The organism is Nocardia sp. NPDC057272 (genome assembly GCF_042668615.1).
In the GTDB taxonomy this organism is placed as follows: domain Bacteria; phylum Actinomycetota; class Actinomycetes; order Mycobacteriales; family Mycobacteriaceae; genus Nocardia.
The window spans coordinates 317112-332974 of record NZ_JBHUYK010000001.1 but is presented as its reverse complement, the minus strand read 5'-3'; the positions used below and the strand labels follow the sequence as shown (position 1 = coordinate 332974).

12 protein-coding genes are annotated in these 15863 nt (G+C 67.4%); 2 read left to right on the top strand and 10 right to left on the bottom strand.

Annotated elements, in window-relative coordinates; genetic code table 11:
- Positions 1 to 27: 27 nt before the first annotated feature.
- The 5 genes from ACFULV_RS01460 to ACFULV_RS01440 all read right to left on the bottom strand — a co-directional run bounded on the left by ACFULV_RS01460 (position 28) and on the right by ACFULV_RS01440 (position 8151).
- On the bottom strand, positions 28 to 1188 hold the full coding sequence (locus ACFULV_RS01460; RefSeq protein ID WP_378651935.1) for an NADH:flavin oxidoreductase: 1161 nt from the start codon (positions 1186 to 1188) through the stop codon (positions 28 to 30).
- A gap of 121 nt (positions 1189 to 1309) precedes the next feature.
- Positions 1310 to 2065, bottom strand: coding sequence for a respiratory nitrate reductase subunit gamma (gene narI / locus ACFULV_RS01455; RefSeq protein ID WP_378632791.1), 756 nt, complete (start codon positions 2063 to 2065; stop codon positions 1310 to 1312).
- A complete protein-coding gene (gene narJ / locus ACFULV_RS01450) occupies positions 2062 to 2742 on the bottom strand; it encodes a nitrate reductase molybdenum cofactor assembly chaperone (RefSeq protein WP_378651932.1) in 681 nt (226 codons plus the stop codon). The genes narI and narJ overlap by 4 nt, the downstream gene beginning before the upstream one ends.
- A complete protein-coding gene (gene narH, locus ACFULV_RS01445) occupies positions 2739 to 4430 on the bottom strand; it encodes a nitrate reductase subunit beta (protein ID WP_378633453.1) in 1692 nt (563 codons plus the stop codon). Before narH ends, narJ begins: the two co-directional genes overlap by 4 nt.
- A gap of 10 nt (positions 4431 to 4440) precedes the next feature.
- Positions 4441 to 8151, bottom strand: a complete 3711-nt coding sequence (locus ACFULV_RS01440; RefSeq protein ID WP_378651930.1) for a nitrate reductase subunit alpha — start codon at positions 8149 to 8151, stop codon at positions 4441 to 4443.
- Positions 8152 to 8870: 719 nt separating this feature from the next.
- Here ACFULV_RS01440 and ACFULV_RS01435 point away from each other — a divergent pair.
- Positions 8871 to 9683: a helix-turn-helix transcriptional regulator gene (locus ACFULV_RS01435; RefSeq protein ID WP_378651927.1), complete on the top strand. Its 813-nt coding sequence runs from the start codon at positions 8871 to 8873 to the stop codon at positions 9681 to 9683.
- Here the strand turns inward: ACFULV_RS01435 and ACFULV_RS01430 are convergent.
- Entirely contained in the window at positions 9680 to 10489 is an 810-nt protein-coding gene (locus ACFULV_RS01430) for an alpha/beta fold hydrolase (protein ID WP_378651924.1), read from the bottom strand. The two genes, ACFULV_RS01435 and ACFULV_RS01430, sit on opposite strands and share 4 nt — an antisense overlap.
- A 240-nt stretch (positions 10490 to 10729) precedes the next feature.
- Here ACFULV_RS01430 and ACFULV_RS01425 point away from each other — a divergent pair, with 240 nt between their 5' ends.
- Positions 10730 to 11629, top strand: coding sequence for a hypothetical protein (locus tag ACFULV_RS01425; protein ID WP_378651921.1), 900 nt, complete (start codon positions 10730 to 10732; stop codon positions 11627 to 11629).
- A 13-nt stretch (positions 11630 to 11642) separates the two neighbouring features.
- On the opposite strand, the gene ACFULV_RS01420 is transcribed toward ACFULV_RS01425, so the two are convergent.
- From ACFULV_RS01420 to mtnA, 4 genes are read right to left on the bottom strand one after another with little or no spacing between them, the layout of a single operon-like run.
- Entirely contained in the window at positions 11643 to 12782 is a 1140-nt protein-coding gene (locus ACFULV_RS01420; protein ID WP_378651919.1) for a hypothetical protein, read from the bottom strand.
- A 9-nt stretch (positions 12783 to 12791) separates the two neighbouring features.
- A complete protein-coding gene (gene mtnC, locus ACFULV_RS01415; RefSeq protein WP_378651917.1) occupies positions 12792 to 13487 on the bottom strand; it encodes an acireductone synthase in 696 nt (231 codons plus the stop codon).
- Positions 13484 to 14053 carry an acireductone dioxygenase gene (locus ACFULV_RS01410; RefSeq protein WP_378632812.1) on the bottom strand — a complete coding sequence of 190 codons (570 nt, stop codon included), beginning with the start codon at positions 14051 to 14053 and terminating at the stop codon, positions 13484 to 13486. Before ACFULV_RS01410 ends, mtnC begins: the two co-directional genes overlap by 4 nt.
- Positions 14050 to 15837, bottom strand: a complete 1788-nt coding sequence (mtnA, locus tag ACFULV_RS01405) for an S-methyl-5-thioribose-1-phosphate isomerase (protein WP_378651914.1) — start codon at positions 15835 to 15837, stop codon at positions 14050 to 14052. The genes ACFULV_RS01410 and mtnA overlap by 4 nt, the downstream gene beginning before the upstream one ends.
- Positions 15838 to 15863: the final 26 nt, after the last annotated feature.

Here is a 15863-nt window from a genome sequence, read left to right as displayed (position 1 = left end):
TGGTCGGCGATCGGCCGACCAGGTGGGCTAGGTGCGGAGCACGCATTCCGTGCGTGAGTAGATGGTCGGCACGCATTCGTTGCAGTGCGTGCACAGGGAACGGGTCGTCGCGTCGGTGTGCCAGCGGCTGATCAGGTCCGGTTCGCGCAGCAAAGCGCGGCCCATGGCGACGAAATCGAAACCGTCGTCGATGGCCTGCTGTGCGGTCGGGCGGTCGGTGATGCCACCGAGCAGGATGATCGGCAGCGTCAGCTCCTCGCGGAACCGGCGCGCCTTGTCGGCGAGATAGGCCGGGCGGTAAGGGTATTCGCGCAGGAAGCCCTTGCCGACGAGCTGGAATCCCCACCGGGTCGGCACCGGCAGCGTCTTCGCGAAGTTCTTGCGCGGCGCGTCACCGCGGAAGATCGCCATCGGATTGAGCAGGGAGCTGCCCGCGGTGAGTTCGAGGGCGTCGATCGCGCCGTCGTCCTGCAACCAGGTCGCCACCTGTAGCGACTCCTCGATCGAGAACCCGCCTCGCACACCGTCTTCCATGGTGAGCTTGGCCGTCACGGCCATCGTGTCGCCGACGGCGTCGCGCACGGCCTTGACCAGTTCCCTGGCCACCCGCGCCCGGTTGACCAGCGACCCTCCGTAATCGTCCTTGCGCCGATTGAGCATCGGGCTCAGGAACGAGCTCGCCAGATAGTTGTGCCCGAGATGCACCTCGACGGCGTCGAACCCGGACTCGCGCGCGAATCGCGCCGCCCGCGCGTGCGCCGCGACGACTTCGGCGATCCCGAGCGCGTCCGGCACCTTGGTGAAGCGCATGCCGAGTGGATTGAACATCCGGCTCGGCGCCAGCGCGGGCGCCTGATTCGACTTGGCGTTCGCGACCGGTCCGGCGTGCCCCAGCTGCGCGCTCACCGCCGCGCCCTCGGCGTGCACCGCGTCGGTGAGCCTGCGCAGGCCGGGTACCGCCTCGTCGCGCATCCAGATCTGATGCCGGTCGGTGCGCCCGCCCGGCGCGACCGCGCAGTAGGCGACCGTCGTCATCCCCACCCCGCCTTCGGCGACCTCCCGGTGGAACTCCACCAGGTCGTCGGTGACGAGTGCGTCCGGTGTGCGCCCCTCGAACGTGGCAGCCTTGATCACCCGATTACGCAGGGTGAGCGGACCGAGAGTGGCGGGTGCGAGGACATCGCTCATGTGCAAAAGTGAAACACGTTACAGTCCTGCGGGCAATGGGGGATCTCCCGCTGAGTGGGCCGAAACGACAACGGCCCGCCTGCGTGGAGAGCGGGCGGGCCGGTCGAACGGGCACTGCGAACTACCAGCGGTCGGGCGTGACCGGGGCGTCCCAAGCCTTCGCGAAGCGGGTCTTGTCCTTGGTGTCCACTTCCTTGCGGCGGTAGACGATGTAGGGGCGGGTGAGGTAGCCGATCGGGGCGCTGAACATGTGGACCAGCCGGGTGTAGGGCCAGGCGGCCACCAGAACGAGAACGACCAGACCGTGCAGCTGGAAGGTCCAGGGGACGCCGACCATCAGGCCGGGTTCGGGGTTGATCGAGAACAGACTGCGGAACCACGGCGACACTGTGGTGCGGTAGTTGTAGGTGCCCCACAGCAGGTTGGAACCCCAGGTGTTGAGCAGACCGGTGACCAGGGCCAGGGTCAGCAGCGTGTACATCATGACGTCGTTGCGGCTGGTGTTCTTGCGCACGGCGGGAATGACGATGCGGCGATAGCACAGGATGGCCACGCCGGCCACGACCATCAGGCCCGCGATGGACCCCGCGCCGACCGCGACGATGTGGTACGCGTGCTCGGAGATGCCGATCGCCGAGGTCCAGGACTCGGGAATCAGCAGACCCATCACATGCCCGCCGAACACCCCGAGCATGCCGAAGTGGAACAGCGGGCTGCCCAGTTGCAGCAGCTTGGACTCATAGATCTGCGAGGACCGGGTGGTCCAGCCGAACTGGTCGAACCGGTAGCGCCAGACATGGCCCAGCACAAAGGACGTCGCCGCGATGTAGGGCAGGATCAGCCACAGGCCTTCGGGCAGGGGGATGGTTGCGTTCATCGGCGGCCTTCTGTTGCTTCGAAGAGGGCGGGGTCCATGGCGTACGGCTCGAGGCCGACCTCTTCCTCGGGCGGACCCTGGGCGGCGAGTTCGGCGATGCGCCTGCGGTCGGCGGTGGTCACCGGCGGCAACGTGGTGAGCACCGCGCCGAGGACGCCGCTGTAGGGAGAGTTGTTGTCGCCCAGCGACAGTCGCAGCAGCTCCATCACCGGTACGTGCTCACCGAGCAGGCGTTCGCCGCCGATCGGGTCGATGGTCGCGGCGAATTCCAGCAGCACCGGCAGGTGGTCGGGCAATTCCTCGTCGCCGAGTTCCACCCCGGCCTGCCGGTAGGCGTGCTTGAACCGCAGCAGTGCCATGCCGCGCTTGCGGGTGTCGCCGAAGGCGTAGAACGTCAGGTGCAGGCTGGCGCGGCGGCGCATGTCGAAGGTCTCGACGTAGCCCTGCGCCACCTCGATCGCCGGGGTATCGCGCAGATAGGCGAATACCTCGGCGAAGTGCGCCTGTACCTCGTCGGGCAATTGCGCTGCGGCTTCGGACAGCTGGTCGAGCATGGCCAGCATCTGCTCGCCGGGATAGTCGAGCAGCAACGCCGCCAGCCGCCACACGACCAGGCGGTCGTGCTCGGCCATCTCGGTGACCGGTTGAGGCCGTTTACGAATCGACAGCAGGCTCATGGTGCGACACCACTCACGGGGTTGTCGGCGACGGCAGCGCCGTTGCTGCCGTTGCCGTTACCGGCGCCGTTGCCGGTCTTCCCGTTACCAGCGGTGCCGCCGTTCGCGCTCGGCAGGAGTCCGCTGGTGCTGCGACCGTCCCAGTTGAGCAGGTTGATCCGGCCCGACTTCTCCTCCGGCGCGGCCTGATTGACATCGGAGAGCGAGAACTTCTCGACGACCTGATCGAACGCGGTCATTCCCGGTCCGCCGTCGGTGTCGAGACTGCACCCGGTGGCCAGCGAATCCAGTTCGTGCGCCTTGGACGTCGCGCCCATCGGGATCACGTACCGGTGCTCGTACTTGGCGATGGCGAGCAGCCGGTACATGGCCTCGATCTCCTCGGGCTCCAGCCCGATCGACGGCGCGATGTGGGCCTCGGGCTCCTCGCCCAGGTTGACCGAACGCATGAACGCCCGCATCCCGGCCAGCCGCTGCAACGAGGACCGCACCGGCCCGATCTCCCCGGCGGTGAACAGCTCGGCGAGGTATTCGAGCGGGATGCGCAGTGCGTCGATGGCGCCGAACAGGTTGCGCACGTCCTCGCCGTCGTGACCGGTCTCGGCGAGTACATCCACCACCGGCGACAGCGGCGGCACGTACCAGACCATCGGCATCGTGCGGTATTCCGGGTGCAGCGGCAGCGCCAGCTGGTAGTCGACGATCAGCTTGTAGACCGGCGAATCCTGGGCGGCCTGAATCCATTCCGGCGAGATGCCCGCCTTCTCGGCCTCGGCGATCACGCGCTCGTCATGCGGGTTGAGGAACACCCCGAGCTGCGAGGTGTAGAGGTCCTGTGGATCGGTGACCTGGGCCGCTTCGAGCACCGCGTCGGCGTCGTAGAGCATCACGCCGATGTAGCGCAGCCGCCCGACACAGGTTTCCGAGCACACGGTCGGGATGCCGACTTCCACGCGCGGGTAGCAGAAGGTGCACTTCTCCGCCTTGCCCGTCTTGTGGTTGAAGTAGATCTTCTTGTACGGGCAGCCGGTGATGCACTGGCGCCAACCACGGCACTTGTCCTGGTCGACGAGCACGATGCCGTCTTCCTCGCGCTTGTAGATCGCGCCGGAGGGGCACGACGCGGCGCACGAGGGGTTCAGGCAGTGCTCGCAGATGCGCGGCAGGTAGAACATGAAGGTCTCTTCGAACTCCAGTTTCACCTTGGTCTCGAGCTTGCCGAGGATGGGGTCCTTGCCGACCTGCTCGGGACCCGAACCCAGGTCGTCGTCCCAGTTCGCGCCCCAGGTGACCTTGGTGTCCTCCCCGGTGATCAGCGACTTGGGCCGCGCCACCGGGGTGGTGTCCATGGGCGGCGACGACAGCAGGTTGTCGTAGTCGTAGCTCCACGGCTCGTAGTAGTCGTCGACCGTGGGCAGGTCGGGGTTGGCGAAGATGTTCATCAGGCGCTTGAATCGCGAGCCCGACTTCAGGGTCAGCTTGCCGCGCTTGTTGAGCGTCCAGCCACCCTTCCACTTCTCCTGGTCCTCGTACTGGCGCGGATAACCCTGTCCCGGACGGGTTTCCACATTGTTGAACCAGACGTACTCGGTGCCGCCACGGTTGGTCCAGGCCTGCTTACAGGTGACCGAGCAGGTGTGGCAGCCGATGCACTTGTCCAGGTTCATGACCATGGCGAGCTGTGCCATTACGCGCATGTCAGTACTCCACGTTCTGGTTGCGGCGGCGAATGGTGGTGACTTCGTCACGCTGGTTACCGGTCGGGCCGTGGTAGTTGAGGGCGAAGGACTGCTGGGCGTAGCCGCCGATCAGGTGCGAGGGCTTGATCAGCACCCGGGTGAGCGCATTGTGGATACCGCCGCGCTTGCCCTTGGCTTCCTTGGTGGTGTCCTCGGCGCCTTCGATGCGCGGCACGTCGACCGCGCGGTCCTGGGCGTGGTACATGAAGACCGTGCCCTCGGGCATGCGGTGTGAGACGATCGCGCGGGCCACGACCACGCCGTTGCGGTTGATCGCCTCGATCCAGTCGTTGTCCGCCACCCCGATCTTCTTGGCGTCGACATCCGACATCCAGATCGTCTGACCGCCGCGCGAGAGCGTGAGCATGTGCAGGTTGTCCTGGTACGCCGAGTGGATCGACCACTTGGAGTGCGGGGTCAGGTAGCGCACGGTGAGACCGTTGCCGCTCACATTGCCGATGCTCGGCTCCGCGAACAATGCCGACATGTCGAGCGGTGGACGGAAGATCGGCAGTTGCTCGCCGAGTTCGATCATCCAGTCGTGGTCGAGGTAGAAGTGCTGGCGGCCGGTGAGGGTGTGCCACGGCTTGAGCCGCTCGACGTTGATGGTGAACGGCGAGTACCGGCGTCCGCCGGATTCCGAGCCCGACCATTCCGCCGAGGTGATCACCGGCACCGGGCGAGCCTGGGTGTCGGCGAAGGTGATCCGCTTGCCCTCGGCCTCTTTCGCGAGGTCGACCAGCTCGGTGCCGGTACGCCGCTCGAGCGCCTCGAACCCCTCGACCGCCAGGCGGCCGTTGGTGGTGCCCGACAGCGACAGGATGGCCTCGGCGGCGTGGGTGTCCTTGGCCAGCGAGGGCCGGCCCGCGGCGATGCCGGAGACGATGGTGCCGTTCTGCCCGGCCAGGTACGCCACTTCTTCCTCGGGGAAGGTGGTGACGCCCTTGGTCGTCAGGCCGAGCTTCTCCACCAGCGGCCCGAGCGCGGCCAGTTTCTCCGCGATCTTGGTGTAGTCGCGTTCGATCTCCACGATCTTGGGCATGGTCTTGCCCGGGATCGGCTCGCACTCACCGGCTTTCCAGTCCAGCACCTTGCCGCCCGCTTGCGCCAGCGCATCGGGCGAATCGTGCTGCAACGGCACCGCGACGATGTCCTTGCGGGTGCCCAGATGCTTTTCGGCCAGCCAGGAGAAACCGCGTGCGATCCGGTGGAACGCCTCGAAGTCGGTCTTGGCCTCCCACGGCGGGGAGATGGCGGGGGAGAACGCGTGCACGAACGGGTGCATGTCGGTCGAGGACAGGTCGTGCTTCTCGTACCAGGTGGCGGCGGGGAGCACGATGTCGGCGAACAGCGTGGTGCTCGTCATCCGGAAGTCCAGTGCGAGCAGCAGATCCAGCTTGCCCTCGGCACCTTCCTCGCGCCATTCCAGTTCCTGTGGGCGCACCCCGGTCGCGTCGGTGGTCTGGAGGTTGGAGCCGCAGCCGAGCAGATGCTTCTGGAAGTACTCGTTGCCCTTGCCCGAGGAGCCGAGCAGGTTCGCGCGCCACACGGTGAGCACGCGCGGGAAGTTCTCGGGGGCGTCGGGGTCCTCGCAGGCGAAGCGCAGGTCGCCGGACTTCAACCCGTCGACGACGTGCTCGGCGGGGGTCTTGCCGGCTTCGGCGGCCTCGTCGGCCAGGTCCAGGGGGTTGCGGTTGAACGTCGGGTAGCTGGGCATCCAGCCGAGACGACTCGCCAGCGCGATGTTGTCGGCGGCGGTGCGCCCGGCGAACTTGCCCTTGCCCAGCGGCGAGGCGAACGAGTCCGAGGTGAACGGGTCGTAGCGCCACTGATCATTGGTGAGGTACCAGAACACGGTGCCCTGCATCTGACGCGGCGGGCGCTGCCAGTCGCTCGCCGACGCCAAGGTGGCCCAACCGGTGACGGGACGGCACTTCTCCTGGCCGACGTAGTGGGCCCAGCCACCACCGTTCTTGCCCTGACAGCCGGTGAGCAGCGTGAGGGTGAAGAAGGCACGGTAGATCTGATCGGAGTGGAACCAGTGGTTGGTGCCCGCGCCCATCAGGATCATCGAGCGACCGCCGGAACGTTCCGCGTTGTCGGCGAATTCGCGTCCGATGCGCGCCGCCTGCACGGCGGGCACTCCGGTGATGGCTTCCTGCCAGGCCGGGGTGTACGGCGACTCGGCGTCGTCATACCCCGTCGCCCACTCGCCCGGAAGACCGTCGCGGCCGACACCGTACTGGGCCAGCAGCAGGTCGAACACGGTGGTGACCCGCTTGCCCGCGACGATTTTCGTCGGCACACCACGGATGATCGACCCGGCGACGTCGGTGTCGAAACGCGGCAGCGCGATCGTGGCCGGTGCGTCGTCGGAGTGGCCGAGCAGGGTGAGCAGCGGGTCGACACCCTCGAGGTCGAGGTTCCACTTACCCGCGTCGCCCTCGCCGAAGCGGTGCCCCAGCGAGCCGTTGGGCACCACCGGGTTGCCCGCCTGGTCGAGCAGGACCGGCTTGTGTTCGACGCCTTCGCCGGTATGCCCGAGATCGGCGGCGGTGAGGAACTTGCCGGGAAGGGCGCCGTCCTGATCTGCCGCCTCGTCGAGGCAGATCAGGTACGGCAGATCGGTGTAGGTCTTGATGTAATCGGTGAACATCGGAGTCTGCTTCTCGATGAAGAACTCCTTGAGCACGACGTGCCCCATCGACATCGCCAGCGCGGCATCGGTGCCGGGCCGCGCGGCCACCCATTCGTCGGCGAACTTGGTGTTGTCGGCGTAGTCGGGGGAGACCACCACGACCTTCTGGCCGCGGTAGCGCGCCTCGGTCATGTAGTGCGCGTCGGGGGTACGGGTCACCGGGACGTTGGAGCCCCACATGATGAGGTAGCCCGCGTCGAACCAGTCCGCCGACTCCGGCACGTCGGTCTGGTCACCGAATACCTGCGGCGAGGCCACCGGCAGGTCGGCGTACCAGTCGTAGAACGACAGCATGTAGCCGCCGATCAGCGAGACGAAGCGGGCGCCGGTGGCGTGGCTGACCATCGACATCGCGGGGATCGGCGAGAAGCCGGCCACCCGGTCGGGGCCGTACTGCTTGATCGTGTAAACATGCGCGGCGGCGGCGATTTCGGCGGCTTCCCACCATTCGGCGCGGACGAATCCGCCCTTGCCGCGCGCGGTCTTGTAGGCCTTGGCCTTGGCCGGGTCCTCGACGATGGACTCCCACGCCAGCACCGGGTCCTTGAGCTCGGCCTTGGCCTTGCGGTACAGGTCGAGCAGCGTGCCACGCACATACGGGTAGCGCACGCGGGCCGGGGAGTAGGTGTACCAGGAGAAGGACGCGCCACGGGGGCAGCCGCGCGGCTCGTACTCGGGCTTGTCCGAACCCACCGACGGGTAGTCGGTCTGCTGGGACTCCCAGGTGATCACGCCGTCCTTGACGTAGATCTTCCAGGAGCACGAGCCGGTGCAGTTCACGCCGTGGGTGGAGCGCACCACCTTGTCGTGCGACCAGCGGTCGCGGTAGAACTCGTCGGCATCGCGACCACCGACCTTGTAGACGGACCGGTTGTCGGGCGATACCTCGCCCCGCTGGAAATACTTACCGAGGTTCAGCAATGTGTCGCCGAAATCGGCGGGCGACGGACCTTGCGTGCGCGAATTAACCACGACGCCCCCTTCGAGCTGTGAAATCGGGCTGTTGGGGGAAACTGTAAGGAGGCGGACTCCTTCGGCAAAACGAACTTTTCACATCCGGATTCGGGCCTCGGTGAGCTGTGAGGTCGGCGCAATGTCGTGGTCACGGGGGAGGTTCGCGACGCCGCCCGCTATCGGGGGCTCACCAGGGTGAACGAGCCGCGAGCTGGCCGAACGCGGTGATCGGGGGGTGCGTCGACAGGTCGGCGGTGATGCTTCGGAAACGACTGGTTCTCCCGCGGTTTACATTTGTTTACACACCCGGTGTGCCCGCTGAACAGCGCTGATGTGACGCCACACACAACTATGGTCGGGTCGGGCCCGCCTCGACGCGGTGCTCGAGGCGGTCGACGGTGGCGGGCTGGGTCGACTGGTGCCCGACGGGCGCCGCGCTCGGCGGGAGGCGTTTCCGGGTCGATCCGCGGTGAACCGGAGCCGACCGGTCGTCGGCGGCGATGTCCGGCGGGGGTTGTGGATCGCGACGGTCGTGGTGGAGCGGTGCGGAATCCTATAGCACTGCTGAACGGAACGAATCAGAATCCTTTTAATTTGGTTCGGCACACCGCATTTCGTGACCACGCACACAGTTGCCCACCGGTAACTACCCAAATGACGGGACGCCAATATAAAGAAACGGCATCTTTTCCGGTCGGCGGTTGGCTCGAGGTTGAATAGTCATCCAGGATGAGCCCGTGCAGACAGGGAGGGTTGGGGTGATACCGAAGCCATCGTTCGACGGGCCTGACGGGCCGCCGAAACCGCCGACGCTCGGCGGGTTGCTGCGGCGACTTCGCGACGATCGACGGATTTCGAGGGAAAAGCTCGCCTTCGCGGCGGGGGTCAGCTCCAGTTACATCACGCATTTGGAGAGTGGGGACCGCGACCGGCCCACGCACGCGGTGATCGAGGCGCTCGTGCGCTACCTCGACCGGATCGCGCCGGTGACCGATATCGAGCGCAGACATCTTTTCGATCTTGCCGGGCTCGCCCCGGTCGACAACCCGACCGTCGAGGATCTGCGAGCCGAGATCAGCACCGAGATGCGCCGCACATTGGCGCTCCAGGAACCCGATCTCGCGGCTTACGTCGACACGCGCTGGAACGTGCTGGCGGTCAACGAATCCTATGATCGCGCGTTTCCCGGACTGGTCGAGGACGTCAATATTCTGCGCTGGTTCTTCGGCAACCCGTTGTCGCGCAAAGTAATGGTCGAATGGGAGACGGAGTCCACGCTCACCGTGCACTGGCTGCGCGGTCTGATCGGCCAGCAGGGCGGCGGCGACTGGGCCACCGAACTGCTCGACGAATTGGCGCAGTACCGCGACTTCCGCCGCATCTGGGACGACGGCGACACCGTCTACGGCCGCGAGCACACCGCCATGCGGCTGTGCGATCTGCACACCGGCGAGAACTACACCGTCGACGTCCAGCTGTTCCGGCTCGACTCCGTCGCCTACCCCGGCCGCATCCAGTACTACCTGGGTGTTCGCGGTCCCGACCGTTAGATCCCGGCGACCGCGACCGGCTCGACCGCGTACGGGGTGCAGGCCGTGACCAGTCCGGCCAGCGCCGCGGCGATCTGCTCGGGATGGGTCAGCGCGCAGCCGTGTCCCGCGCCTGCCACCGTGCGTACCTCGCCCGCCCCCGGCAGCCCGGCGGCCAACCGCGCGCACTTGTCCGCGGTGCTGCTGTGGTCGTGTTCGCCGCGCAGCACGAGCGCGGGCACGGTGATCTCGTTGAGCCGCCCATCGACCGAATCGCGGCCGATCAGGCAGTCGGCCGCCGGGCGGATGGCGCTGCGATCGCCGGCCAGCCAGCGGGTGATCCAGGTCTGCCAGATCTGCGGGTCGGTGCCGCCGATCAATCGTGGTGCGAGGTCTTCGGCCAGCGGCCGCAATGCGCCCGCGCCGCACCATTCGTCGAAGAAGTTCTCGTAATAGGTTTCCTCGTCTCTGGTGCACGCGTCGGCCTCGGTGTCGAGCAGTGCCAGTCCGGTCACGCGTTCGGGAGCGAGCAATGCCATTCGCAATGCCGTGTATCCGCCCTGGCTCATGCCGCCGACAATCGCGTGCTCGATGCCGAGCGCGTCGAGAACCCGCAGGCCGTCGGTGGCCAGATCCCAGTAGTCGAACCGCGGGTTGGCGCCGTATCCGGTGCGGCCGTGACCCCGGGCATCCCAGGCCACGACATTGATATCGGTGTGCGCCAAGACTTTCCGGATCGGGTCGAACATGGATTCGTCCATGAGGAATCCATGGGCCAGCAGCAGCGTCGGACCGTGGACGGCATCGGTGCGGAAATGGACGTTCACAGAATCGGAGTGTACGAAGGGCATTGTCGAAACATACAAGCCATCCGGTCGATTTCGCCCGGTTGCGGACTGAATGCGGTACTCCCGTCTGGGGTACTGCCGGTCCTGTGAATTCACTGGCGAGTGTATGTACCTCACCGGGGACAAATATTTGTGCGCGCCCTGTGGACATGTGTGTTCATGACCGATTGGATAGGGGGCGTACCGATATTCGGCTCGAATCGGAAAATGGGGATTTTGATGAGGGTGACGGAGCAGGGGCTGGACGCCCATATAAGTCTGGCCGCCGCGGGCGACAGTGTCTCGGCGACATTCGCGGTCTGCGACGCGGAGGGCAGGGCGATCTGGTACGGCCCGTTCATCGACGCCGACGCCGACCATCCGCGCGGCGACCAACTCGCGGCCACGATGGGGGCCGCGGGCCGCGCGATCTGGCTCGCGGGCCGAGCACGCGAGGATACCGGGGTCGAGAAGGTGACATTGCACCTGGCGGTCAGCGAAGAGGGGCTCGACGCCATCACCCTGGCCTGCACCGCGTCGATGGCCGGGCTCGCACTGGATCTGGTTGTCACCGACGACAATCCGGCACTGGACTGGTGCCAGGCGTTCGGCAGGCTCGACTGGTCGTCGGGGCCGTTGACCGGTCTGGTCGATCCGGAAATGCCACAGACGATTCCGGTACTCCGGGCGATCACCGGCGGCCTCGACCAGCAGACCGAACCACAGGAAAGGCTCGTCATGCACGAACTAGCACTCGATCCCTCGATGGAACTGCGCTCGGCACTGGAAAGTCTGCTGCTGCACGACGCTATCGGCATGGACGCCAAGATGCGCCACGCGATCGCCGCCGTCGTCCACCTCGCCGTCGACACTCCCCATGGCCCGCCCGAGGACGCCGAGGAATTCCTCGGCCGCCTCGACGCCTCCTGGCTGGTCGCGGCCTGGCTCGGCCACGACACCGAACTCTCCCTCATCGCCACTCTCGCCGCCGGTGAGATCCCCGCCCTGTCCTGGTGCGAACTGATGTTCACCACCACGCTGGCACCCTGGTCGATCAGCCCGGTCGCGGTTCACGCGCGACGGGTGTTCGGGGCGGTGCAGCGGGGGTCGTTAGGCCCGGTCCGGGCTCAGGTCGGCTGAGAGGCGCTGGGAGTCAGCGCTCTACGACCCTGACGCCGAGTTCGCGTAACCGGGGAAGGACTTCCGGGGCAAACAGCGCTCTCGGAAGGATCAGTGGTGTGGTGCCATATTTCAGGACCGCGCAGTCCGCGCGAACGATGACTTCGGTGACGATCGAAAACGGTGCGCGCAGCATGAAGGTGGCGCCCGCCAGTACGACCGCGTCGGTGCCGAACTGCGCCGCGAGGCCACTCGCGACCGGCAGCATGCCCTGATACTGGCGCAGGGCGTTCTCCGATGGCCGACGCATCCAGAACCGAATCGTCAGCGCAAGAAGTGATGCGAGGATCAGCGCCGACAGCGCACCGGGGACTGCGTATCCCAGTGCGCCGAACGCACAGGCCTCGGTCAGCAGGAATACGATGGCGAGCGGACCCCAGACCGGCCGGCGCCACGGCTCGAGGCGGCGCGCGACGGTGAGTCGGTGCGCGGTATCGGCGGCGATCACCGTGTGCACCTGGGGGTGTGGGAGCCGAGGAAGCGGTGGCAGCGAGGCAAGGCGCGCTGTGGGGTCGGCGCCGACGAGCTCGCGCAGTCGCGTGAACAGCGGGTCGGGGAACAGCTCTCGGGGCAGGGCGACGTGCCGATTGTCGAAACCCAGCGTGACGATGCGGCGGGTGGCGCTGACCGAGCGAAGACGGTCGTAGCCGATCCGGGTACGCGACGAACCCTCGGCCAGGTCGAGCGCGTCGGCACCGAGGGTGATGGCGCAACTGCCGGTCGTGACATCGGACCGGGACAAGCTCCGGAACTGGCGACGGAGCGAGAAGTACACGGCGACCAGCACATACGCGACGATCACACCCTGGAACACCAGTATCGATTCGAAGGGGAGACCGAGCCAGAGCAGCATGATCGTGCTCGTCGGTACCGCGATCGCGAGGAGGATCCCGATGTACCGTGGCGCCGCCCGCAGCGCATTGTGCCGGGCGAGCTGCGCGGCTGTGCCGGGTGTCAGCACGAAGGTGGCGTCGGGGGCGTCCAGTCCCGGGATCTCGGGTGCGAGCTGGGTGAACGGGTCGACGTCGGTCGGCGGCATCGTCTGGATGAACGCTGGTGCCGGTGGATCTGTCTGCTGCGGGGCGGGTTCGAGGCTTGCCCCCTGGTCGTTCATGGAAGCAGACTAGTGGGCCGGTAACTGCGGATCTATGTCAGCGAAGGAACTCACCCAGCGGTGGGGTGGGCGTGGGGGATTGGGTTCGTCGGGGCGGTGTACGCCGACGACTTGCCAGCCCGCGGCGACGGCAGCGTCGAGTTCGTCCGGGTGGTCGGAGAGGAACAGGATGTCCGGTGGGGAGACGCCGATGCGGTCGGCGATGGATTCGTAGGAGGCGGGTTCGCGTTTGGGGCCCGCGGTCACCAGGTCGAAGTGGTCGGTGATGAGGCCGGACAGGTCGCCCGCGTCGGCGAAGGTGAACCAATCGCGTTGGTTGCGTTCGGACCCCGAGGAGTAGACGAAAAGCTGGAAGCCGTCGGCGTGCCATGCTTTCAAGGTGGGTGCCACGTCGTCGAAGAAGCGGCCGCGCAGTGCGCCCGTGCGAAAGCCCTGGGCGCAGATCGCGCCCTGTGCTGTCTTGAGCGGCTCGGCTTTGACGTCGGATTCCAGCCAGCCGCGCAGGATCTCGGCGACGCGCTCGGGTCCCGCATCGGGTTCACCGGCGAGCTCGCGGGTCGCGGTGAGCACCGAATCGGCTGTGCCATCGGTGTTCTCGGACAGCCAGGTGGGCAGGTGGGCGGACGTGTAGCCGTAGAGGTCGGTGCGGACCGCGTCGGTGGGGCTGGTGGTGCCCTCGATGTCGAGGACGATCGCGCGGGTCACGCGAGCAGTTCATCGAGCGTCGGGAAGCCCGCGCTGATCTTGTCGCCGGTGAAGTCGCCCACCCAGCCGTCGGCCTCCTCGAAGAAGCGGATGGCGATGAAGTCGGGGGTGGTACCCATGTCGAACCAGTGCAGGGTGCCCGCGGGGACGGAGAGCAGGTCGCCCGCTTCGCAGACCGTCGCCAGCACGGCGTCGCCCACGTGCAGGTAGAAGCAGCCGCGGCCGGCGGCGAAGAAGCGCACTTCGTCCTCGGCGTGGCGGTGCTCGTCGAGGAACTTCGCGCGCGCACCGGCGGCGACGGCGGGCCACTCCGGGTTGTCGGCGTCGGGGTGGATACGGGCGACGTCGATGTGCTCGTAGCGGCCCGAGGCGTTGAGTTCGGCGATCTGCGGGCCGTAGTGGGCGAGCAGGGTGTCGGAGTCGGTCGCGGCGGCGTCGGCGAGCACCTCCCAGTGTGAGTACGCGATGCCGTGCTGGGCCAGCTCGGCGCCGATCTCGGTGGGGTCGGTGGTGCGCACCCGGACGTCGGCGGCGTTGTCGGCGGCCATCACTTGCAGCAGGGTCATGTCGGTCCGATCTCGAGGGGCGTGGCGTCGGTTCGTCCGGTGCGGGCGATCAACTCGCACAGGGCTTCCAGGCATTCGGCGCGATCACGCGCCTGGGCAAGAGTGTCACCCCAGGTGGTGATCCCGTGCCCGGTGATGAACAGAATCGGTGGTGCGGCAGGGTTTTCGCGCAGGTAGGTGTCGATGTCGGCGCCGATCCGCGCCACATCCGGCCAGTTCGGGAACACTGGGACGACGACCGTCGACGGGTCTGCCAGTCCGAAGCCTTTGAGCAGTTCGAAACCGCTGATCCGGACAGGGGTTACCGCGTCACCGGGGCGTGCGGCGGTGGTAGCCAGCGCGGTGGCGAACGGGGAGTGCACGTGCACGACCGCGCCGGCAGCGCGGGTGCGGTAGACGGCGGTGTGAATGCTGGTCTCCGCGGAGGGTTTCCGGCGCTGGCCAGGGCGCGGGGTGGTGTCGGCGATCGCGACGAGCACCGTGTCGTCCGCACCCAGTTCACCTTTGGACAAACCGCTGGCGGTGATGAGCGCGTCCTCGCCCCCGCCCGGTTGGGCCGGGGCGATCCGCACCGAGATATTGCCCGCCGTGCCCGGCATCCACCCCCGCTGGTAGAGCTGACGCGCGGTGGTGGCGATCGCCAGACCTGGGTCGGCGAAAGCCGGGTCCGCTGCCGGACCCGGCGCGCTGCCCGCGCCGGCGGGAATCGCCCGGCCCCGGTCATCGAACGAATCCGAATTGCGGTAGACGACACCGTGTTCGGTGACGACCGCGGTGACGAGGTCGGTGGGCGTCACGTCGAAAGCCGGATTGAACGCCGCGGTGTCGACCGGTGCCGTCGCGACCCCGCCGAACCCGGTCACCTCGGCCGCGGCCCGCTGTTCCACCACGATCTGCGCGCCGGTCGCCATCGCGGTATCGCGGGTGGACTCCGGCGCGACCACGATGAACGGAATGCCGTGGTGGCGGGCGGCCAGAGCCAGGGTGAAGGTGCCGATCTTGTTGGCGACATCGCCGTTGGCGGTGATCCGGTCGGCGCCGACCAGCACGGCGTCGACCTGACCGGTCGCCATCGCCCAGGCGGCGGCGGAGTCGATGGTCAGGCGATGCGGAATGCCCGCCTCGGCCAGTTCCCACGTGGTGAGCCGCGCGCCCTGCAGCAGCGGGCGGGTCTCGTCGACGATCACGTCCGCGACGGCGCCGCGCTCGTGCAGCACCCGCAACGCGCCGATCGCGGTCCCCACCGCGCTGGTGGCCAGGCGCCCGGTATTGCAGTGGGTGAGCAGGCGCAGCGGCTGCGCACCGCACAGGCGTTGCACCAGATCGGCGGCGTGGGTGGCGGCGGCCAGGTTGACCCGCCCGTCCTCGGCGAGCATGTCGAGAGTCTCGGCCAGCACCGCGTCGGCGCCCTCGGCGATCCGGGCTCGCACCCGGTCGACCGCCCATGCCAGGTTGACAGCGGTCGGCCGGGCCGCGGCGATCCTGTCGGCCTCGGCCTGCACAGCGGCCACGTCGACCACGTCACCGGCTCGACAACCTGCCTCGCCGGGCGAGTGACTCGGCGCGTCCCCCGAGCCGCCGCGAGTGTGCGCCCTGGTGGCGATGACCACGCCGAACGCGCCCGCGATCCCGATCGCCGGAGCGCCGCGAATGGCGAGCGTGGTGATCGCCTCGATGATCTCGTCGACGGTGCGCAGGCGCAGTTCCCGCACCTCGTGTGGCAGTCCGCGCTGGTCGATGGTGACAAGCGCACCGTCGTCCCAGATCAGGGAACTGTCGTCCATCTCCGTCGTCCTGTCTGCGTGGCATT

Bases quoted from the DNA above. Each gene is read 5' to 3' on its own strand.
- ACFULV_RS01460 (WP_378651935.1), bottom strand. From the start codon at position 1,188: ATGAGCGATGTCCTCGCACCCGCCACTCTCGGTCCGCTCACCCTGCGT.
- narI (WP_378632791.1), bottom strand. From the start codon at position 2,065: ATGAACGCAACCATCCCCCTGCCCGAAGGCCTGTGGCTGATCCTGCCC.
- narJ (WP_378651932.1), bottom strand. From the start codon at position 2,742: ATGAGCCTGCTGTCGATTCGTAAACGGCCTCAACCGGTCACCGAGATG.
- narH (WP_378633453.1), bottom strand. From the start codon at position 4,430: ATGGCACAGCTCGCCATGGTCATGAACCTGGACAAGTGCATCGGCTGC.
- ACFULV_RS01425 (WP_378651921.1), top strand. From the start codon at position 10,730: ATGAGGGTGACGGAGCAGGGGCTGGACGCCCATATAAGTCTGGCCGCC.
- ACFULV_RS01420 (WP_378651919.1), bottom strand. From the start codon at position 12,782: ATGAACGACCAGGGGGCAAGCCTCGAACCCGCCCCGCAGCAGACAGAT.
- ACFULV_RS01410 (WP_378632812.1), bottom strand. From the start codon at position 14,053: ATGACCCTGCTGCAAGTGATGGCCGCCGACAACGCCGCCGACGTCCGG.
- mtnA (WP_378651914.1), bottom strand. From the start codon at position 15,837: ATGGACGACAGTTCCCTGATCTGGGACGACGGTGCGCTTGTCACCATC.